Below are 21,154 nucleotides of genomic sequence, written 5' to 3' on the forward strand. Positions count from 1 at the left end.
TCAGGCCGGCACGACCAAGGGCGGTTTGGCGCTATTCGTGGCTGCTGCCGCTGGCGCCCGAGGCGTAGGCGGCGAGCAGGCTGTGGATCAGGTCGTTGAGTGGCATGGGCGTTCTCCTTGAGGGCTGCGGATGAGGCTAGGCCAAGACGCTGCCAGCGGCTGGTTGATTGTCTCGATCAGGGCAATAGGCGGTCGCGGACAGTTGCCCACAGAGCCTGTGGATCAGCCTGTGGGTAAGCTGGTGGCAGAGTTGCCAAGGCCTCGCTGCACGGCCCTCGCGGGGAATTGCATGTTTTTTGAGCTGAGGAGTTTTCCCAGTAAATACAGCGACTTGGGCTTGACGAGAGTGGATGGAATCAGTGCGGATGAGTTGTCCACCACTGTTGTGGGTAGGCCTGTTGATAACTGTCGGGTAAGTGGCGCCAGGCCAGGCAGCGTATGGTCCGGCGGGCATTGTGTGTTTTCTGATCAGTCGTCGGGTGGGTGTGGGAGGGGCCTTTCGCTGTACTGCAGTCAAGCAAAAAGTCTAGATTTATCAGCAAGTTGGAAAATAGGTGTGAGAGTTATCCAGTCTGCCTGTGGAACGAGCTGTGGATAAGCTGCGGGTGATTGGCGCCAGCCGCGACGGCTCTAGGCGTGGCCGGCGCTGGTTTTTTTTTGAGCGGTTGGCGCGCCTAGTCGTCCACTGCACTGATCCGGGTTGAGCGGCCGAGCAGCTGCATGGCGCGTTCCGGGTGGTCGGTGATCAGCCCCCGGGCGCCGAGGTCGAGCAGCCGGCGCATCGCCGGCTGCTCGTTGATGGTCCATAGCAGCACGTCGAGGCCGCGGTCGCGGGCGGTTCGCAGCAGGCTGGCACTGGCGATCGGCACGCCGCTGTGTCGCTCGGGGATCTGTAGAGCCTGGTAGGAGGGTGACAGCAGGCCGCCCAGGCCCAGCCAGTCGAGCGTCACCAGCAGTCGTACCGAGCCGGGGCCGGCGGAAGTGGCGACGCCCGGGCACTGCTCGCGGAACAGCTGCAGGCTGCGCTCGTGGAAACTGCCGACCAGCACCCGCTCGCGCTGACCGCTGGCCTCCAGCAGCCGACACAGGCGCGCCTCGAGGCCAACGTCCGGTGCCTTGATCTCGATCACCTTGGGCATATCCGGCAGGCGCTCGAGCACCTCGGCGAGGCTCGGGATGCGGATGCCCTGGCCGCGGTAGGGGAAGCTCTGGCCGCCGTCGGCGCTCCAGTGGTAGCCGGCATCCAGGGCCTGCAGCTGTTCCAGGCTTCGCGCCGCCACCGGTCCCTGGCCGTCGGTGGTGCGTTCCAGGCTGCTGTCGTGGATCACCACCGGTTCGCCGTCGCTGGACAGGTGCAGGTCCATCTCCAGCATATCCACACCCAGGGCGCGGGCACGCTCGAAGGCGAACAGGCTGTTCTCCGGCCACAGGCCCATGCCGCCGCGGTGGGCGATCACCAGCGGACGCTCACCGAGGGCGGCCAGCACCGCCGGCGGCGAAGCCGGGCGACTGGTCTGGGCCAGCGCCAGCAGGGCGATGGCGGTCAGCAGCAAGGGGGCGAGGAGAAAGCGGGCGAGGCGCGGCATGGACCCTTCCGGTGCAGTCGATGGTGGCAGCAGGCCTGCGACTATGGCAAAGCTGGCGCTGCTCGGCGAGGCCTCGATTGCGACCATCGACACAGTCCGGGCATTGGCCGTCCAGGCGCCAGCGTGGTGGCCTGGCGCGCCCGGTATGACCCGTTCCGCCAGCTGTACCCTTCGCGCTCGGCCGAGCCGCCTGAAGCCGCCGCTCAGTAGCCGCCGCCTCCGCCACCGATCCCGTAGGGCGCGCGAGCCCGGGCGCGGGCGTTGCTTTCCATCTGTTCGCAGGTGGCGAAGCCCTTGCCGTCGACCCGCCCGGCCGAGTCGAGGCTGACGTGGTAGGCCTGGGGTTGGCCGTCACGGGTGAGGATGTAGTCGAGACAGCTGCCCGGGCTGACGCTGCGCGGCATCTCGCCGGATGGCGGGCCGCCGATCTCGAGGACCTGCTGCTTGTTCATGTCGAGTTCGACCTTGGCCACCAGTGGTTCGTCGCGATAGCTCAGGTAGGCGGTGGGACTGCCTTGCGAACCGGCGCAGCCAGCCAGTGTGCACAGGAGCAGGCCGGCGCCCAGCGTGTGCTTGTTCATGGATACCTCCGTGAGGAAGCCTGTAGCGGGGCGCCGGAGTGCCCCGCTGTTTTGCCGCTGGTCAGTGACTGCGCGCGTGGTGATGGCACCTCTGGATTTATCTTAGTTGATCGGGCGATTGCGCCGATTACTACGGTATTACTGCCGGACGCCGTCCTGCGTTCAGCCCTGGCCGTGCTGCTCCAGCAGGCGCTCGGCGCCGCCTTCGGCCAGGCGCAGACGCAGCTGTCCGGGGGTGCGTTCGGCGCCATCTTCGGCGAGGTGGCGCTCGTGAGGGCGCACCTCTTGCTGGCTGTCCGTCAGCTCGCCGAGCAACGGCTGGGGGATCTGATTCGGTAGGGCCAAGGCGTTGGCGGCGAACAGGCCGAGGGCCAGGCCAAGGATCGATGGGTAGTTCATGATGGCTCCTCCGTTTGGAGAACAAGGGTTACGGAGGGCCATGCTAGGGGCTTGTCGGCGCCGACAGAAGTTGAGCACTTCGATAGTGTCAATCGATGTTGGTGATGCTCCTATTTTTCGATCTTATCGGTGCTGTTCGCCGATCTTGTTTGGTTTTTATCGACGTTGTCTGGCGCCTTGGCAGGCGAGGTCGACCGTGCAGCCGCCCCCGCTCGGCGGCCACAGAGCGCCCCGCAGGCGCGCGACCCGGGCAAGTTGGCAATGTGAAATCTTCGGCTAGTCTGACGGGATAACAACTATTTCGTAGAGAACTGCATGCCAAGGGCCATTCGGGTATTCGTGCGCGGGGTGGATGCGATGAACCGGGTCATAGGCCGGTTTGCCATGTACCTGATATTCGCCATGCTCGCGGTGCTGCTCTACTCCTCAGTCAGCAAGACCTTCGCCGATCCGGCGATCTGGACCCTGGAAACCGCGCAATTCCTGATGGTCGCCTACTTCCTCCTCGGCGGCGGCTATTCCATGCAACTGGATGCCCATGTGCGCATGGACCTGTTCTACAGTCGCTGGTCGCCACGCACCAGCGCGGTCATGGACGCACTCACCGTCGGCTTCCTGATCTTCTACCTGGTGTTCCTGCTCTACGGCGGCATCTCCTCGACCCAGTACGCCCTGCAGTACGGCGAGACCAGCTACTCGGCCTGGTCGCCGCCCATGGCGCCGATCAAGATCATCATGACCCTCGGGGTGGCGCTGATGCTGCTGCAGAGCATCGCCACCTTCTTCAAAGATGTCGCCGCGGCGCGTGGGGAGACGCTGTAAATGAGTTACGAGCTCATCGCCCTGTTGATGTTCTCCTCGATGATGTTGCTGTTGCTCACCGGCAAGCGGGTGTTCGGCGCCATAGGCTTCGTCGCGGTCAGCGCCGCCCTGCTGCTGTGGGGCGACGGTGGCTCGGAAATCGCCTTCAGCGCCGCCATGAAGCTGATGAAGTGGTACCCGCTGCTGACCCTGCCGATGTTCGTCTACATGGGCTACATGCTCTCCGAGTCCGGCCTGGCCGAAGACCTCTACCGCATGTTCCACGTGTGGATGGGGCCGCTGCACGGCGGCCTGGCGGTCGGCACCATCGGCCTGATGGTGGCGATCTCGGCGATGAACGGGTTGAGCGTCGCCGGCATGGCCATCGGCGCCAGCATCGCCCTGCCGGAACTGCTGCGCCGCGGCTACGACAAGATCATGGTCACCGGGGTGATCCAGGCCGGCAGCTCCCTGGGCATCCTGATTCCGCCCAGCGTGGTGCTGGTGCTGTACGGCATGATCGCCCGTCAGCCGGTCGGCCAGCTGTGGCTGGCGGGGGTCTTTCCGGGGCTGATGATGGCCGGGCTGTTCATCCTCTATATCGTCATCCGCTGTCGCCTGCAGCCCAACCTGGGGCCGGCCCTGGCCGAGGAGGAGCGCGAGCGGATCGGCTGGGGCGAGAAGCTGCGCCTGCTCAAGGCCGGCATCGCCCCGCTGTTCATCTTCTTCTGCATGACCGGGCTGTTCCTGATGGGCGTCACCAGCCTGGTGGAGAGCTCGGCGGTGGGCGCCGCGGCCGCCACCTTCACGGCCCTGGTCAAGGGCCGGCTGAACGCCAAGGTGATGGAGGAAACCCTGCGCAAGACCCTCGGCATCAGCTGCATGTTCATGTGGATCATCCTCGCCGCCCTGTGCTTCGGCGCGGTGTTCGACGGCCTCGGCGCGGTCAATGCCATCGAGGCCTTCTTCGTCGACCGCCTGAACCTGGGGCCCTGGGAGATCCTCATCATGATGCAGCTGTCGTTCATCCTGATGGGCATGTTCCTCGACGACACCGCCATGCTGGTGATCGTCGCGCCGCTCTACGTGCCCCTGGTCGGCGCCCTGGGCTTCGACCTGATCTGGTACGGCGTGCTCTACACCATCACCTGCCAGATCGCCTACATGACCCCGCCCTTCGGCTACAACCTGTTCCTCATGCGCGCCATGGCGCCGCCGGAGGTGACCCTGCGCGACATCTATGTCTCGGTCACGCCCTTCGTGCTGATCATGGTCCTGGCCCTGGTGCTGGTGATGGTCTTTCCACAGATCGCCCTGTGGCTGCCGCAGTGGCACTACGCGCGATGAACCATGTAATTCAGGAGCGGCCGGTCGACCTCGACAGAGGGCCGGCGCAGGCGTCATGAGGGGGATTGAGCCTACCTGAACACGCTGCACCGACCTTGCCGGGTCGCAGTGGTGCTATGCGGTTGTATGACATCTGGATCGACACTATTGGAGATAACAGCATGAGTACGAGACGCAAGTTCCTCAAGACCGCCGCGGTCACCACCGGCGCGGTGGGCGCTTCGGCCCTGGGCTCGGCGCACATCTACGCCGCCGAGCCGAAGAAGATCACCTGGCGCCTGCAGACCTACGCCGGTCCGGCCCTGGCCGAGCATGTGATCAAGCCGTCCATCGACGCCTTCAACCTGGCGGCCAACGGGCAGATGGAAATCCAGCTGTACTACGCCGACCAGCTGGTGCCCACCGGCGAGCTGTTCCGCGCCATGCAGCGCGGCACCATCGACGCGGTGCAGAGCGACGACGACTCGATCGCCGCGCCGGTGGACGTCTCGGTGTTCGGTGGCTATTTCCCCTTCGCCACCCGCTACAGCCTGGACGTGCCGGTGCTGTTCGAGAAGTACGGCCTGCGGCAGATCTGGGAGGAGGCCTACGGCGAGGTCGAGGGCGTCACCTGGCTCGGCGCCGGCGCCTGGGACCCCTGCCATTTCGCCACGGTCGAACCGATCCGCAGCCTGGCCGACCTCAAGGGCAAGCGCATCTTCACCTTCCCCACCGCCGGCAAGTTCCTCTCGCGCTTCGGCGTGATCCCGGTGACGTTGCCCTGGGAGGATGTCGAGGTGGCGGTGCAGACCGGCGAGCTGGACGGCATCACCTGGTCGGGCATCACCGAGGATTACACCGTCGGCTGGGCCGACGTTACCAAGTACTTCCTCACCAACAACATCTCCGGCGCCTGGATCGGCTCCTATTTCGCCAACTCGGAGAAGTGGGCCGAGGTGCCCGAGCACCTCAAGACTCTGTTCAAGCTGTGCATGGACAGCTCCCACTACTACCGCCAGCACTGGTACTGGGGCGGCGAGGCGCAGCTGCGGGTGGAGGGCGGCAAGCTGCAGCTGACCACCATTCCCGATGCCGAGTGGAAGACCGTCGAGGAGGAGGCGCACAAGTTCTGGGACGAGATCGCCAAGACCAGCCCGCGCAGCGCCAAGGTGGTGGAGATCTTCAAGAAGTACAACGCCCTGATGGCCAAGGCTGGGCCACCCTACCGTTACTGACACTGACTGCCTGCGCTGCCGGGCGCAGGCCGGTGCCCGTGCCCGGTTGCGTCTGCGCCGGCACGGGCGCCGTGCGTTTTGCGCCCGGCCGCTGGCAGCGAAGCAGAACCGCCGACAGGGGACGTCGGCCATAACAACAGACAGGGGGCGAGTATGCTCAAACCGCGAGAAGTGAAGACCATTGAGGACGCCAAGCGCATCGTCGAGGAGCGCGGGCTCAGCCATATCAAGGTCGGGGTGTTCGATAACGATGGGGTGATGCGCGGCAAGTACCTGAGCCGCAGCAAGTTTTTCTCGGCGCTGGACTCGGGTTTCGCCTTCTGCGACGTGGTCCTGGGCTGGGACGTCAAGGACCAGCTGTACGACAACGCCAGCTACACCGGCTGGCACACCGGCTACCCGGACGCCCCGGTGCGGGTGCTGCCGCACACCTGCCGGGACATTCCCTTCGAGAACGGCATGCTGCTGTTCATCTGCGAGTTCGACCAGCAGGCCGAGGCGGTCTGTCCGCGCGGCACCCTGCGCCGGGTGATCAAGCGCTGCCAGGAGATGGGCTTCGATCCCTTCGCGGCGCTGGAGTACGAGTTCTTCATGTTCGACGAGACCCCGGAGTCGGCGCGGGAGAAGGGCTTTCGCAACCTCAAGCCGTTCACCCCGGACTGGTTCGGCTACTCGACCATCCGCAACTCGGTGCATGCCGAGCTGTACCACGAGATCCTCGAACTGGCCGAGCAGATGGACTTCCCCATCGAAGGCCTGCACACCGAGACCGGCCCCGGCGTGCTCGAGGCGGCCATCGCCTATGACCATGCCGAGGCCGCGGCGGACAAGGGCGCGCTGTTCAAGACCTTCATGAAGGTGCTGGCCCAGCGCAACGGCCTGATGGCCACCTTCATGGCCAAGTGGTCGGGCAAGTACCCGGGGCAGAGCGGGCATATCCACGTCTCCCTGCGCGACCGCAGCAGCGGCAAGTCGGCGTTCCACGACCCCAGCCAGCCGCACAACATGAGCGCACTGCAGCGTCACTTCCTCGCCGGCCAGCAGCGCCTGATGCCGGAGTTCCTGTCCATGGTGGCGCCGACGCTGAACAGCTACCGGCGCCTGATCCCCGGTTTCTGGGCGCCGACCGATGCCACCTGGGGCGTGGAAAACCGCACGGCGGCGTTGCGCGTGATCCCCGGCAGCGACAAGTCGCAACGCCAGGAATATCGCCTGGGCGCGGCGGACGGCAATCCCTTCCTGGCGCTGTCGGTGGCCATCGGCTCGGGGCTCTACGGGGTGATGCAGCAGTGGCAGCCGACCGAGCCGGTGTCCGGCAACGCCTACGCGCAGAAGCATCCGCCGGAGCTGGCGCTGCCGCGCACCCTGTGGGACGCGGCGCAGCGCCTGCGCGTCTCCACCGCCGCGCGCGAGCTGTTCGGCGACCCGTTCGTCGAGCATTTCGCCGCCAGCCGCGAATGGGAGGAACGTGAATACCGTCGGCATGTCAGCGATTGGGAGCTCGATCGCTACTTCGAAATCATCTGATTGCCGGGGGCGGCGCGCTGTCGCCGCGCCCCTGTCCCGTTCTGGAGTGTCGCAATGAGCAAGTTGCAGTGCATATCACCGATCGACGGCTCGCTGTACGTCGAGCGTGAACTGGCCTCGCCCGAGCAGATCGCCGTGGCCCTGGCCAAGGCCGAGCAGGCCCAGCGGGTGTGGAAAGACACCCCCCTGAGCGAGCGGGTCGCCATCGGCCGCAAGGCCATCGCCGCCTTCGCCGCCAAGGAAAACCAGCTGGCCGAGGAGCTGTGCTGGATGATGGGCCGGCCGATTCGCTACACCGCCGGGGAGATCCGCGGTTTCGTCGAGCGCGCCAGCCATATGGCGGACATCGCCGAGAGCGCCCTGGCCGACATCCGCCTACCGGACAAGCCCGGCTTCACCCGCTTCATCCGTCGCGAGCCGCTGGGCGTGGCGCTGGTCATCGCGCCGTGGAACTACCCCTACCTGACCGCGGTGAACGCGGTGATGCCGGCGCTGCTGGCCGGCAACGCGGTGCTGCTCAAACACTCGGCGCAGACCCCGCTGTGCGCCGAGCGCATGGTCGCGGCCTTTGCCGAGGCCGGGCTGCCGGACGGGGTGTTCCAGTACCTGCACCTCAGTCACGCCGATACCGAGCAGCTGATCAAGGCGCCGGCGGTGCGCTACGTGGCCTTCACCGGCTCGGTGCCGGGCGGCGCCATGGTCGAGCAGGCGGCCGCCGGGCGCTTCATCGGCACCGGACTGGAGCTGGGCGGCAAGGACCCGGCCTACGTGCGCGCCGATGCCGACCTGGCCCACGCGGTGGAGACCAGCATCGACGGCGCCTTCTTCAACTCCGGGCAGTCGTGTTGCGGCATCGAGCGCATCTACGTGCATGAGTCGCTGTACGACGCCTTCGTCGAGCAGGCGGTGGCGCTGGTGCGCCAGTACAAGCTGGGCCGCTCCGACGACCCCGAGACCACTCTCGGCCCGCTGGTGCGTGCCGAGGCCGCCGACTTCGTCCGTGGCCAGATCGACGAGGCGGTGGCCCAGGGCGCGACCGCCCATATCGACCCGGCCGACTTTCCCCAGGACTTGCGCGGCACGCCCTACCTGGCGCCCCAGGTGCTCACCGGCGTGCACCACGGCATGCGGGTGATGACCGAGGAGTCCTTCGGTCCGGTGGTCGGCATCCAGAAGGTCAGCGGCGATGACGAGGCGCTGGCGCTGATGAACGACAGCGAGTTCGGCCTCACCGCCGCCATCTTCAGCCGCGACGTCGAGGCCGCCCAGGCCCTGGCCGAGCGGGTCGAGGCCGGCACCGTGTTCCTCAACCGCTGCGACTACCTCGACCCGGCGCTGGCCTGGACCGGGGTCAAGCATTCCGGCCGCGGCTGCACCCTGTCGAGCATCGGCTACGAGCAGCTGACCCGGCCGAAATCCTTCCACTTCAAGACTCAGCTGTGAGGCGCCCCATGGACCTGAAGCAATACCGGATGAACTGGAACTACCCCACCGCGGTGCGCGTCGGCGCCGGGCGCATCACCGAGTTGCCGGCGGCCTGTCGTGAGCTGGGCATGCAGGCACCGCTGCTGGTCACCGACCCCGGCCTGGCGGCGCTGTCGATGATCGACGACGCCCTGCTGCAGTGCCGCGACGACGGCCTCAAGGCCGGGCTGTTCTCGGCGATCAAGGGCAACCCCACCGGCCAGAACGTGATGGACGGCGTGGCGGCCTTCAAGGCCGGCGGGCATGACGGCGTGGTCGCCTTCGGCGGCGGCTCGGCGCTGGACGCCGGCAAGGCCATCGCCCTGATGGTCGGCCAGGATCGCCCGCTGTGGGACTTCGAGGACGTCGGCGACAACTACCTGCGGGTCAACGTCGCCGGCATGGCGCCGGTGGTGGCGGTGCCGACCACTGCCGGCACTGGCTCGGAAGTCGGCCGCGCCTCGGTGATCACCGATGAGGCGGCGCAGATCAAGCGCATCATCTTCCACGCGCGCATGCTCCCGGCCCTGGTCATCCTCGACCCGCAACTGACCATCGGCCTGCCGGCCAAGGTCACCGCCGCCACCGGCATGGACGCCCTGTCGCACAACCTGGAGGCCTACTGCTCGCCGCTGTTCCACCCCATGGCCGAGGGCATCGCCCTGGAGGGCATGCGCCTGATCCAGCACTTCCTGCCGCGGGCCGTGGCCCACGGCGCGGACGTCGAGGCGCGGCTGCAGATGCTGGTGGCCTCCAGCATGGGCGCCACCGCCTTCCAGCGCGGCCTGGGCGCCATGCATGCCCTGGCCCATCCGCTCGGCGCGCTGTACGACGCCCACCACGGCCTGCTCAACGCGGTGCTGATGCCCTATGTGCTGCAGGCCAACCAGGAGCGCATCGGCCCGCAGATGTACCGCCTGGCGCGCTACCTCAACCTGGCCAAGCCGGGGTTCGATGGCGTGCTCGACTGGGTGCTGGAGCTGCGCAGCGAGGTGGGCATCCCCCACAGCCTCGGCGAGATCGGCATCGACGACAGCCGCATCGAGCAGGTCGGGAAGATGGCCGAGGTCGACCCGTCGGCGGGCACCAACCCGATCGCCTTCAGCGCGGCGCAATACAGCCAGCTGTTCGAGAAGGCGCTGCGCGGGACGTTATGAGTGGCGGGGTACCGGCGCCCTGTTGCGGGCCGGCGGACGGTGGCTGATGCCGGGTCGAGGTGTTGCCGGAGTCGGCGGTCGGAGAGGGCCCGGTCTCGCGGCAGAATGCCCGAGACCAGGCTCAGGATTCAGAGACCCAGGTGGTTCTTCACGGCAACCAGGCCATCCTTGCCGTCGATGGTGCTGACGCCGGCCAGCCAGGTGTCGAGCCACTGCGGATTGCTCCTGATCCAGTCCGCCGCCACGGTGGTCGGCTTCTCACGCTCCATGATGCGGGCCATCAGTGCGGCTTCCATGTCCGTGGTGTAGGTAAGGTTCGCCACCAGCTTGGCGGCGTTCGGGCAGCGCTGGTCATAGTCGGTGGCGGTGATGGTGTAGACCTCGGCCGCGCCGTAGTTGGGGCCGAAGTAGTCGTCGCCGCCGGACAGGTAGGTCATGTCGAACTGCAGGTTCATCGGGTGCGGCGACCAGGCGAGGAAGACGATGGCCTCCTCCCTTTTGATGGCACGGGCGACCGCGGTGCGCATCGCCGCCTCGCTGGACTCGATCAGCTTGAAGTCACCCAGGCCGAATTTGTTGTCGGCGATGATCTGGTTGAGCATCTTGTTGCCCCCCGAGCCGGCCTCGATCCCGTGGATCTTGCCTGCGAGCTCCTCCTTGAAACGGGGGATGTCGGCGAAGTCCTTCAGGCCCTTCTCATACAGGTAGGTCGGTACCGCCAGGGTGTATTTGGCGCCACGCATGTTGGGTTCAGCGGAAATCTTGACGGTCTTCTTGTCACGGTACGGCTTCACGGTTTCGTCCGTGGAGGGCGACCAGTAGTCCAGGTACACGTCCATCTGCTTCTTCTGGATGGAGGCCAGGGTGATGGGCAGGGACACCATGGTTTTCTTGGGCTGGTAGCCCAAGCCCTCGGCCAGCAGTTCGAGAATGCTGTTGTTGGCGGCGTTATCCACCCAGCCGATATCGGCGATGCGCATGGTTTTGCAGGAACTGGACTCTTGAGCCATCAGATTATTGGCGCTGACACACAGCACTGTGCTCAACAGGATCGGTGCAAACTTGCTGTTCATATTATTCCTCGAATTTACTCGGCGTGAGGCCGATAATTCGCATTGCGAAATATCGGGTCCATGTTGGGCAGGTAAGTGCTTGGGTGTCCGGAGTTGTTATTGTGATGGGTGGTTGAATTTGTCCTGGAACTTTCGCGCTGTTGGATAGTAGGAACTAATGCGCACTTCGGACCAACAATATAAATCGGGTCTGGTTAGGCATTTTATTTATGGCTGGACGTTCGCAAGGCCGAGGTGCTGCGTCGTGGATAGCTGCCGACTGTGGCAGCCGGCAGGGCCCGGAGCTTGGGCGAGTCCTCGCGGATGGCGCCAGGCGGACTCAGCACTCGCCCAGGAGCCAGTCGCGGAAGCTGACAATGCGCTGATCCTGGTAAATCTCCTTGCGGCAGACGATGCCCCACTGCCCCTGACCTTCGGCGCAGTGCTCAACCGGCCTGACCAGGCGACCCGAGCGCAGGCCGTTGTCGGCCAGGGGGCCGTTGACCAGCGCGATACCCTCGCCATCCATGGCCATCTCCAGGGCCACCACCAGGGTATCGACCACCAGGGTCGCCGGCGGCTTCTCCACCGTCAGCCCGGTCGATTCGAACCACTGATGCCAGTTCCAGAACTGGTCTTCGGAGTTGACCGTGATCAAGGGGTACTGCATCAGGTCCTGCGGCTGCGGTGCTGCCGAGCGATGCTCCAGCAGCTTGGGGCTGCAGACCGGAAAGTAGCGGGAGTCGAACAGCTTGACCCAGTGCAGGTGCGGGGGCAGGGGCGCGCTGCGGTAGATCACGCCGATGTCGGCGTTGGCTTCGTCGAAATCCCAGTCGGCGCCGGATGTAGCCAGGTGCAGCTTGATCTCCGGGTGCCGTGCGCGAAAGTGGGCGAGGCGATGGGCCAGCCAGCAGATGGCGAAGCTGATGTAGGTCTGCACGCGCAGGACGCTCGGCGCCTCGATGCGGCGGATGGCATCGGCGCCCTGCAGCAGCTGCTCCAGGGCAGCGCGCACGCAGGGGTAGTAGAGCTCGCCCTCCGGGGTCAGGACCAGGCTGCGGCCTTCGCGGGAAAACAGCTTAACCCCGAGGCTTTCCTCCAGGGTCTGGATCTGGTGGGTGATGGCCGGGTGGGTCAGGTTGAGCTCTTCGGCCGCGCGTCTGACGCTGCACAGCCTTGCCGTGGCCTCGAAGCCCTTCAACGATTTGAGGGGGGGGAGTTTGCGGAAATCCATGCTGCTCATTGCCTGCCCTTGTTCACCCGGCCTGACCTGTGGATTCGCGTTGACCGCGTGGTCACGGAATATACCCTGAGTGATCGCGCGACCGGTAAAAAATACTGACCGGTCCAGAAAAAAATCTCAATTGTTGCGACGTTACTTCGGTAATAGTTTGGGCTCCGAGTCTCCAGCAGTTTCCTGATGCATGCCTTGAATGAGTGTCGGTTTACAAGTAGCCGATATGGCGATGCGGCGGGGTTAATTAATGCTTCTGATACCTGTGAATTAATAAAGAGGGATATATGAAAGTAGGGTTTATTGGCCTCGGTAATGTCGGTGGAAAACTTGCTGGAAGTTTACTGCGCAATGGCTACGACCTGACGGTTCGGGATCTCGATCGCGAGTTGGCGCAATCCTTCCTGGACAAGGGCGCGAAGTGGGCCGACTCGCCCAAGGAACTGGCCGAGAAGGTCGACCTGGTGATCACCTGCCTGCCATCTCCGGCCGCCTGCTCCCAGGTCATGGAGGGTGAGGACGGCCTGGTCCACGGCCTGAGCGAAGGCAAGATCTGGCTGGAAATGAGCACCACCGACGACGCCGAAGTGAAGCGCCTGGGTGCCCTGGTCGAGTCGACCGGTGCCCTGGCCATGGATTGCCCGGTGTCCGGTGGCTGTCACCGCGCCGCCACCGGCAACATCTCGATCTTCGCCGGTGGTGCGCGCGCCGCCTTCGAGCGTGTGCTGCCGGTGTTGTCGACCCTCGGCCGACGTGTGCTGCACACCGGCGAGATCGGCTCGGCCTCGGTGCTCAAGGTGATGACCAACTACCTGGCCACCACCAACCTGTGCTCGCTGGCAGAGGCCCTGATCGTCTGCAAGAAGGCCGGCCTGGACCTGGGCACGACCTACGAGGCGATCCGCATTTCCTCGGGCAATTCCTTCGTCCATGAGACCGAATCCCAGTTGATGCTCAACGGCAGTCGCAACGTCAACTTCACCATGGACCTGGTGATCAAGGATGTCGGCCTGTTCGACAGCCTGGCCCAGCAACTGGGCGTGCAGCTGGAGATCTCCCCGCTGGTGCTGGACATCTTCAAGGACGGTCAGGCGCGCTACGGCGCCCGCGAATGGTCCACCAACATCGTCAAGCGCCTGGAAGAGGCCTGCGATGTAGAGGTGCGGGCGCCGGGCTTCCCGGCGGAGCTGGTGGACTTCGAGCCGGAAGAGCCGGGCGCCGAAGTGGTGCCGCCGGGCCGCGGCGCCTGACGTCAGCGACCGTGTGCCCCCGCCGCAGGGCGGGTGGTGCACGGTGCGCTCGCCGAGTCTGCCCAGGCGGCCGCTCTGCGCGCCGCTTTGAACCGTTCACCATTCGCCAACCAAGGATCGCGCCATGTCGACCCAAGCCCTAGTGACCGAAGCACCGCAGACACTGCGCCAGCAGGACTGGCTCACCCTGGCGAACAATCTGCAGCTGGAAACCGGGCTGTTTATCGACGGTCGTTTTGTCGAGGCCCGGAAGGGCAATCGTTTCGACAGCCTCAACCCGGCCACTGGCGAGGTGCTGGCCTCGGTCGCCTTCGGCGACGAAAGCGATGTAGACCGGGCCGTTGCCTCCGCCAAACAGGCGTGGAACGGCGGGCACTGGCGCTACATGGCGCCGCGCAGCCGCATGGCCGTGTTGATGCGCCTGGCCGATCTGGTCGAGCAGAACGCCGGGGAACTGGCGCTGCTGGAAACCCTGGACATGGGCAAGCCGATCACCGATGCCCTGACCATCGACCTGCCCGAGGTGGTGTCGAGCATCCGCTTCTACGCCGAGTGCATCGACAAGCTCGAAGGTGCCGTCACCAATACCGCCGCCGCGGCCTTGCACCTGATCCAGCGGGAGCCGCTGGGCATCGTCGGGGCCATTTCGCCCTGGAACTATCCGCTGCTGATGGCCACCTGGAAGGTGGCGCCGGCGCTGGCCGCCGGCAACTGCGTGGTGCTCAAACCGGCCCAGCAGGCTCCGCTGAGCTGCCTGCGCCTGGCCCAGCTGTTCATCGAGGCCGGCGGGCCGCCCGGGGTATTCAATGTGGTCAACGGTGATGGCCCGGTGACCGGCAGGGCACTGGCGCTGCACATGGATGTGGCGAAGATCAGCTTCACCGGGTCAACCGCGGTGGGCAAGCAGATCATGATCTATGCCGGCCAATCCAACCTCAAGCGCGTGGCGCTGGAGACAGGAGGCAAGAGCCCGCAGATCTTCATGCCCGACCTGGAGGACCTGGACGCGGCGGTCGAGCGCGCCTATGGCGGGATATTCGACAACGCCGGACAGGTCTGCAACGCCGGCTCGCGGTTGCTGGTGCACCGGGACCTGCATGATGCGTTTGTCGAGAAATTCGTCGAGCGCAGCCGCCAGGCTTATCGGCCCGGGGATCCGCTCAACCCGGCGACGACCCTGGGCCCGGTGGTCACCCGCGCGCATCAGCAAGGGGTGCTGGCGAAGATCGAGCAGGGCCTGCGGGAGGGCGCGCAGCTGGTCATGGGCGGCGGCGAACCCAGTGGCATGGAGCAGGGGGCCTACGTTTCGCCGACGCTGTTCACGGGCGTCGAGCCAGGCATGAGCATCGCCCGCGACGAGATATTCGGTCCGGTCGCCGCGGTGATTCCGTTCGAGGATGAGGCCGAGGCCATCGCCATCGCCAATGACTCCATCTACGGGCTGGCCGCCAGCGTCTGGACGCGGGACCTGAAGACGGCCCACCGCATGGTCGGGGCCCTGGAGGCCGGGGTGGTCTGGGTCAACTGCTTCGGCGATGGCGACATGACCCAGCCGTTCGGCGGCTACAAGCAGTCCGGCAACACGCGCGACAAGTCCTTCGAATGCCTGCTCGGCTACACCCAGAGCAAGTCGGCCTGGTTCGACCTCGGCTGATCGGCGCCTCGCCCCGCCGCAGCACCTATTGATGCCATTTGCAGGTGCCGCGTGGGTGCGCGGCCGGGATCCGCTGGCTGGCCGAAAGCTGCTGACCGCCGGGTCAGTACTCCGTCCGTTAGCAAATTCGTTAACTAGAAAAAACAAACGATGAGGTTGCTATGAGTGATGAAAGAATCAACCCCCATGTCGAACAGTTGCAGGCCGATATGCAGGCGGGAAAACTCGGACGTCGCGAGTTCCTGCGCAAGTCGGTGCTGCTGGGTGTTTCGCTGGCGGCCGCTTACGGCATGTCGGGGATGACCATGTCCAGCATGGCCCTGGCAGAAACCCCGAAGCGTGGCGGCAATCTGCGCGTCGCCATGCGGGTCAAGGAAATCACCGACCCGGCCCTCTTCGACTGGCCGGACAAAGGCAATATCGCCCGGCACTTCGTCGAGAACCTGACCCAGACTGGCGCCGACGGCATCACCCGGCCGCACCTGGCGGAGCGCTGGGAGGTGTCCGATGACCTGCTGACCGTGACCCTGTATCTGCGGCGCAACGTGAAGTGGTCCAACGGCGACAGCTTCAACGCCGACGACGTGGTGTTCAACTTCAATCGCTGGCTGGACCCCAAGACCGGCTCCTCCATGCAGAGCCGCCTGGTGGCCCTGACCGTCGAAGTCGACAGCGACGAGAAGAGCGACGACGGCTCGCCGAAGATGACCCGGGTCGCCGCCAGCAATGCGGTGGAGCGGGTCGACGACCACACCGTGCGCCTGAACCTGGCGCGCCCCGATATCAGCATTCCAGAGGCCATCGCCGACTACCCGGCGCTGATCGTCCATCGTGGCTTCAGCGGCGATCTGCTCAAGCACCGGGTCGGAACCGGGCCCTTCAGCCTGGCGAACATGGAGGTGGGCGTCAGTGCGGTGCTCAAGCGTCGGCCGGATGCCGATTACTGGGGGGAGCCGCCTTTCCTCGATCAGATCACCTACGTCGACCTGGGCGACGACTCATCGGCCGAACTGGCGGCCTTCGCGTCGGACCAGATCGACATGAACACCCTGACCGACCCCGACCAGGTGGCGATCCACAGAACCCTGCCGAACCTGATCGTCAACGAGGCCGTGACCGCCAGTACCGGCGTGGCGCGGATGAACATCACCAAGGCCCCCTTCACCGATATCCGGATTCGCCGCGCCCTGGCGCTGGCGGTGGACAACGAAAGGGTGCTGAAGATCGGCTACCAGGGGCTCGGCAAGGCCGCGGAAAACCACCACGTCGCGCCGATTCACCCCGAGTACGCGCCGCTGCCCAAGTTGCAGCGCGACGTGGCCAAGGCCAGGCAGCTGCTGGCCGAGGCCGGCTACCCCAACGGCATCGACCTGGTGATCGACTGCGTCGCCCAGCCGGCGTGGGAGTCGAACGTCTGCCTGGCCATTGCCGACCAGGTGCGCGAGGCCGGCATCCGCCTCAAGGTCAATATCATGCCCGGCGGCAGCTACTGGGACGTGTGGAAGACCACGCCCTTCGGTTTCACCGAGTGGAGCCACCGCCCGCTGGGCATTCAGGTGCTGAGCCTGGCTTATCGCAGTGGCGCGGCCTGGAACGAGACCGGTTACGAAAACCCCGAGTTCGACAAGTTGCTCGATCAGGCCAGCATGACCCTGGATGTCGACAAGCGGCGCGAGGTCATGGCGCAGATCCAGCAGATCCTCCAGGACGATGCCATCGTTCTGCAGACCCTGTGGCGCTCCAACTTCAACACTACCCACCAGCGCGTCAAGGGCGCGGCGGTGCTCCCTTCCATCCAGCATCACTTCAACAAGGTCTGGCTGTCCTGAGCGGTTCTCCCTTGGTCGCGCTCGTTCGGGCGCGGCCTTTTTTACCAGAAACCCATGGAGGACTGCCGAGTGGCTTTCTTAATCATCAGGCGCCTCGCCATCATGGCGCTGACCATGCTGGTGGTGTCGATCATCCTGTTCCTCGCCCTCGAGCTGAATATCGATTCGGTGGCGATCAAGGTGCTGGGGCCCTACTCAACCGATGAGCAGCGCCAGCTGTGGCTGGAGGCCAACGGTTACAACCGCTTCGTGCTGGAGCGCTATTTCGTCTGGGTGGCCAATTTCATAAGCGGCGATTTCGGCGAGTCGATTCGCTTCCGCGTGCCGGTCGCCGACATTCTCTGGGACCGCCTCGGCAATACCCTGATCCTGGCGGCCGCCACCTTCGGCGTGATGATTCCGCTGTCGATCCTGCTGGGCGTGCTGTCCGGGATGAAGGAAGGCTCGCTGCTGGACCGGATCATTTCGCTGATCTGCATCATCACCACCTCGATCCCGGAGTTCGCCAGCGCCGTGTTCCTCTCGGCGATCTTCGTCTTCTCCCTCAACCTGTTGCCGGGCACCAGCAGCATGACCGGCGGCTTCGACCCGGTGCAGCTGGTCCTGCCGGCCATGGTCCTGGTCGGTTATGGCTTCGGCTATGTGGCGCGCATGACCCGCGCCTCGATGGCCGAGGTCATGGCGACCCACTACATCCGCACCGCCGTGCTCAAGGGGCTGCCCTACCACTACGTCATCCTCAAGCATGCGCTGCGCAATGCCCTGATCGCGCCGTTCACCATCATCATGCTGCAGATCAACTGGCTGCTATCGGGCGTCATCGTTGTGGAGTACGCCTTCGCCTACAAGGGTTTCGGCGCGCTGTTGCTGGAGGCCTCGCTGAACAGCGACGTGTACCTGATCGAGGCCTGCACCATGGTCGCCGTTTGCGCCGCGGTGCTGACACAGCTGCTGGCCGACATCGGCTACAGCTACCTCAATCCCCGCATCCGTTTGAGCTGAGGGCGTGCAGATGAATCAGTCGATCTATAGCTCCGCCTGGAAAGCCATCGGCCTGCTGCGCGAGAGCAAGGTGGGCCTGGTCGGAGCGGGCATCTGTCTGTTCTGGGTGTTCATCGCGCTGTTTGCCGATGTGCTGGCGCCCTATGACCCGGTCAGCAACCTGCTGCCCATGCAGAAACCCCTGGCGCAGAACCCGGACGGAGGCGTGTTCTGGCTGGGCACCGACCTGCTGGGTCGGGACATCCTCTCGCGGATCATCTACGGCACCCAGACGGTGCTGATCTATGCGCCGCTGGCGACCTTCAGCGCCTACCTGGTCGGTATCGTCATGGGCCTGGCCGGCGGCTATTACCAGGGACGGGTGGACACCCTGCTGTCGTTCCTCGCCAACGTGATCCTGTCCTTCCCGGTGCTGGTGCTGTACATCCTGATCATCGCCTCGATCGGCGCCTCCGGGCTCAATATCGTGCTGGCCGTGACCTTCGCCAGTGCGCCGGGGATCTTCCGTATCGTCCGCGGCCTGGCCATGGACCTGCGCAACCGCGAATACGTGGCCGCCGCCCAGACCCGCGGCGAAAGCGGCCTGTGGATCATGTTCGTGGAGATCTTGCCCAACGCCCGCGGTCCGCTGATCGTCGACGCCTGCCTGCGCATGGGCTACGTGACCATCACCATCGGTGTGCTGGGGTTCCTCGGCATGGGCCTGCCGCCGCCCACCCCCGACTGGGGCGGGATGATCAGCGAGGCGCGCAAGCTGTTTCCGGTGTTCCCGCACATGGCGATCTTTCCCTGCATCGCCATCTCCTCGCTGGTACTGGGTCTGAACATGCTGTCAGACGGCCTGCGCGAAATCTCGTTGAAAGACTAAGAAGAGAGATTGGCTATGAGCAACCCGATCCTGGAAATCGACAACCTGAGCATCTCCTACTTCAGTCGCGCGGGCGAGATTCCGGCGGTGGTGGACTTCAACCTGACCCTCAATCCGGGTGAGCGCATCGGCCTGGTGGGGGAGTCGGGCTGCGGCAAGTCCACCGTGGCCATGGCCATCATGCAGTACCTGGGCGGCAGCGCGAAGATCGTCGGGGGCTCGATCAAGTACAAGGGCCAGGACCTGGCGCGGCTGAGCGCGGCCGAGTTGCGCAGGATCAGGGGCAATGAAATCGCCATGATCTACCAGGAGCCGATGGCCTCGCTGAACCCCTCGCTGCGCATCGGCCAGCAGCTGATGGAGGTGCTGCAGTACCACAAGAAGCTCGACAAGGCGCAGGCCTACCAGCAGTCGCTGGAGATGCTCGGCAACGTGCACCTGCCGGACCCCAAGCGGGTCATGAGCGCCTACCCGCATCAGATCTCCGGAGGCCAGCAGCAGCGGGTGGTGATCGCCATGGCGCTGCTGTCCAATCCCTCGCTGCTGTTGCTGGATGAGCCGACCACGGCCCTGGACGTCACGGTCGAGGCCGGCATCGTCGAGCTGATCGACGAGTTGGCCGCGCGCTTCAACACGGCGCTGATCTATATCTCGCACAACCTCGGACTGATCCTGCAGACCTGCTCCAGGGTGAACGTGATGTACTCGGGCCAGGTGGTCGAAGTGGGACAGGTCAAGAATGTCTTCGACCATATGAAGCACCCCTACACCAAGGGCCTGTTCGACTGTATCCCGTCGGCCACGGCGGACAAGCACAGCCGGCCGTTGCAGCCGATCCGCGGCCAGCTGCCCTTGCCCCACCAGCGTCCCAGGGGCTGCTTCTTCGGCCCGCGCTGCGATCACTTCGTCGCCGGCACCTGTGACCGCAATGCGCTCGGGGTAAGCCGGGTACCGGGGCTGGACAGTCATGCGGTGCGTTGCGCGCGCTGGCAGGAACTCGAGCTGAACGCGCCGCAGCCGGCGTCGTCGATGTCGCCCACCGTCGTGCAACGGGGCGAGCTGAAGCTGGCGGTCGAGCAGATGCGCAAGTACTACGAGGTCTCCGACAGCTCCCTGCGCGCCACCTTGCAGGGTGAGCGGGTGAAGATCGTCAAGGCCGTGGAAAACATCAGCTTCCAGGCCCACGCCGGCGAAACCGTGGCGGTGGTCGGCGAGTCGGGGTGCGGCAAGTCCACTTTTGCCAAGGTGCTGATGGGGCTGGAAACGGCGAGCGCTGGACGGGTCCGGCTCAATGGCCAGGACATCGCCGACAAGCCGGTGACCGAGCGCTCCACCGAGCAGACCCGGGCGATGCAGATGGTCTTCCAGAACCCCTTCGATACGCTCAATCCCAGCCTGAGCATCGGCTCCCAGCTGGGCCGGGTGATCAAGAAGTTCGGCGTCTGCGAAGGCAAGGCGGCGATCGAGGCCAAGGTGCTGGAGCTGCTGGAACTGGTCAAGCTGCCGGCCGAGTTTGCCAGCCGCAAGCCGCGCCAGTTGTCCGGCGGGCAGAAGCAGCGGGTGGCGATAGCCCGCGCGTTCGCCGGCCAGCCTTCGCTGGTGGTCGCCGATGAGCCGGTATCGGCGCTGGATGTCTCGGTGGGGGCTGCGGTCACCCGTCTGCTGATGAACATCCAGGCCGAGCAGCAGACCTCCCTGGTGTTCATCAGTCACGACCTGAGCCTGGTGCGCTACCTGGCCGACCGGGTGGTGGTGATCTATCTCGGCAATATGGTCGAGCAGGGCAGCACCGCCGAGGTGTTCTCGCCGCCCTACCATCCCTACACCGAAGCGCTGATCTCGGCGATTCCGCTGGCCGATACCCGTGTGCAGAAGAAGCGCGTGATTCTCCAGGGGGAGATCCCCAGCGCGATGAATCCGCCCACGGGCTGTCCGTTCAACGCCCGTTGCCCGCGCAAGCTCGGCACCCTTTGCGAGCAGGAGAAACCGCCAGTGCTCGAGGCGTCGGGCTCCCACCAGATCGCCTGTCATATCCCGCTGGCCGAGTTGCGCGAGGTGGAGCCGGTGTACCGTGTGATTCCGGCCCAGACGCCGACGGAGCCAGATCTGCGAACTGCGGACAAGCCGCTGCAGGTCGGCGTGGTCTAGGGCTTCAGCCGCCGTTAGCCGGTCCCTTTGGCCGGCCAACG

General features: G+C 65.3%; 17 protein-coding genes. 12 read left to right on the top strand and 5 right to left on the bottom strand.

Going from position 1 to position 21,154, the window contains the following annotated elements:
- Positions 1 to 674 precede the first annotated feature (674 nt).
- The 3 genes from ACSX1D_RS03055 to ACSX1D_RS03065 form a co-directional block, all read right to left on the bottom strand.
- Positions 675 to 1,586: a glycerophosphodiester phosphodiesterase gene (locus ACSX1D_RS03055; protein WP_439860924.1), complete on the bottom strand. Its 912-nt coding sequence runs from the start codon at positions 1,584 to 1,586 to the stop codon at positions 675 to 677.
- Positions 1,587 to 1,789: 203 nt separating this feature from the next.
- A complete protein-coding gene (osmE, locus tag ACSX1D_RS03060; RefSeq protein WP_439860925.1) occupies positions 1,790 to 2,167 on the bottom strand; it encodes an osmotically-inducible lipoprotein OsmE in 378 nt (125 codons plus the stop codon).
- 162 nt (positions 2,168 to 2,329) lie between these two features.
- Positions 2,330 to 2,566: a hypothetical protein gene (locus ACSX1D_RS03065; protein ID WP_439860926.1), complete on the bottom strand. Its 237-nt coding sequence runs from the start codon at positions 2,564 to 2,566 to the stop codon at positions 2,330 to 2,332.
- A gap of 315 nt (positions 2,567 to 2,881) precedes the next feature.
- Here ACSX1D_RS03065 and ACSX1D_RS03070 point away from each other — a divergent pair, with 315 nt between their 5' ends.
- From ACSX1D_RS03070 to ACSX1D_RS03095, 6 genes are all read left to right on the top strand, one after another.
- On the top strand, positions 2,882 to 3,388 hold the full coding sequence (locus tag ACSX1D_RS03070) for a TRAP transporter small permease subunit (RefSeq protein ID WP_439860927.1): 507 nt from the start codon (positions 2,882 to 2,884) through the stop codon (positions 3,386 to 3,388).
- Positions 3,389 to 4,714: a TRAP transporter large permease gene (locus ACSX1D_RS03075; protein ID WP_439860928.1), complete on the top strand. Its 1,326-nt coding sequence runs from the start codon at positions 3,389 to 3,391 to the stop codon at positions 4,712 to 4,714.
- Positions 4,715 to 4,875: 161 nt separating this feature from the next.
- On the top strand, positions 4,876 to 5,928 hold the full coding sequence (locus ACSX1D_RS03080) for a TRAP transporter substrate-binding protein (RefSeq protein ID WP_208708340.1): 1,053 nt from the start codon (positions 4,876 to 4,878) through the stop codon (positions 5,926 to 5,928).
- Positions 5,929 to 6,081: 153 nt separating this feature from the next.
- Positions 6,082 to 7,455, top strand: coding sequence for a glutamine synthetase family protein (locus ACSX1D_RS03085; protein ID WP_439860929.1), 1,374 nt, complete (start codon positions 6,082 to 6,084; stop codon positions 7,453 to 7,455).
- 54 nt (positions 7,456 to 7,509) lie between these two features.
- Complete coding sequence (locus ACSX1D_RS03090) at positions 7,510 to 8,898, top strand: aldehyde dehydrogenase family protein (protein WP_439860930.1); 1,389 nt, start codon at positions 7,510 to 7,512, stop codon at positions 8,896 to 8,898.
- 8 nt (positions 8,899 to 8,906) lie between these two features.
- Positions 8,907 to 10,076, top strand: coding sequence for an iron-containing alcohol dehydrogenase (locus ACSX1D_RS03095; RefSeq protein ID WP_439860931.1), 1,170 nt, complete (start codon positions 8,907 to 8,909; stop codon positions 10,074 to 10,076).
- A gap of 128 nt (positions 10,077 to 10,204) precedes the next feature.
- Here ACSX1D_RS03095 and choX read toward each other — a convergent pair whose 3' ends face one another.
- Together choX and ACSX1D_RS03105 are read right to left on the bottom strand one after the other, a co-directional pair.
- Complete coding sequence (gene choX / locus ACSX1D_RS03100) at positions 10,205 to 11,149, bottom strand: choline ABC transporter substrate-binding protein (protein ID WP_439860932.1); 945 nt, start codon at positions 11,147 to 11,149, stop codon at positions 10,205 to 10,207.
- A 319-nt stretch (positions 11,150 to 11,468) separates the two neighbouring features.
- On the bottom strand, positions 11,469 to 12,371 hold the full coding sequence (locus tag ACSX1D_RS03105) for a LysR substrate-binding domain-containing protein (protein ID WP_439860933.1): 903 nt from the start codon (positions 12,369 to 12,371) through the stop codon (positions 11,469 to 11,471).
- Between the two features lie 278 nt (positions 12,372 to 12,649).
- On the opposite strand from ACSX1D_RS03105, the gene ACSX1D_RS03110 reads away from it, so the two are divergent.
- The 6 genes from ACSX1D_RS03110 (at position 12,650) to ACSX1D_RS03135 (ending at position 21,113) form a co-directional block, all read left to right on the top strand.
- A complete protein-coding gene (locus tag ACSX1D_RS03110) occupies positions 12,650 to 13,612 on the top strand; it encodes an NAD(P)-dependent oxidoreductase (RefSeq protein WP_439860934.1) in 963 nt (320 codons plus the stop codon).
- A 124-nt stretch (positions 13,613 to 13,736) separates the two neighbouring features.
- Complete coding sequence (locus ACSX1D_RS03115) at positions 13,737 to 15,266, top strand: aldehyde dehydrogenase (protein WP_439860935.1); 1,530 nt, start codon at positions 13,737 to 13,739, stop codon at positions 15,264 to 15,266.
- A 161-nt stretch (positions 15,267 to 15,427) separates the two neighbouring features.
- Entirely contained in the window at positions 15,428 to 17,095 is a 1,668-nt protein-coding gene (locus ACSX1D_RS03120; protein ID WP_439860936.1) for an ABC transporter substrate-binding protein, read from the top strand.
- 69 nt (positions 17,096 to 17,164) lie between these two features.
- Positions 17,165 to 18,097, top strand: coding sequence for an ABC transporter permease (locus tag ACSX1D_RS03125; RefSeq protein ID WP_439860937.1), 933 nt, complete (start codon positions 17,165 to 17,167; stop codon positions 18,095 to 18,097).
- A gap of 46 nt (positions 18,098 to 18,143) precedes the next feature.
- Positions 18,144 to 18,965: an ABC transporter permease gene (locus ACSX1D_RS03130; RefSeq protein WP_439862260.1), complete on the top strand. Its 822-nt coding sequence runs from the start codon at positions 18,144 to 18,146 to the stop codon at positions 18,963 to 18,965.
- A gap of 15 nt (positions 18,966 to 18,980) precedes the next feature.
- A complete protein-coding gene (locus ACSX1D_RS03135) occupies positions 18,981 to 21,113 on the top strand; it encodes a dipeptide ABC transporter ATP-binding protein (RefSeq protein ID WP_439860938.1) in 2,133 nt (710 codons plus the stop codon).
- The last annotated feature ends 41 nt before the right edge of the window (positions 21,114 to 21,154 follow it).

It is taken from the genome of Pseudomonas sp. MBLB4136 (assembly GCF_051904765.1).
Taxonomy (GTDB): Bacteria; Pseudomonadota; Gammaproteobacteria; order Pseudomonadales; family Pseudomonadaceae; genus Aquipseudomonas.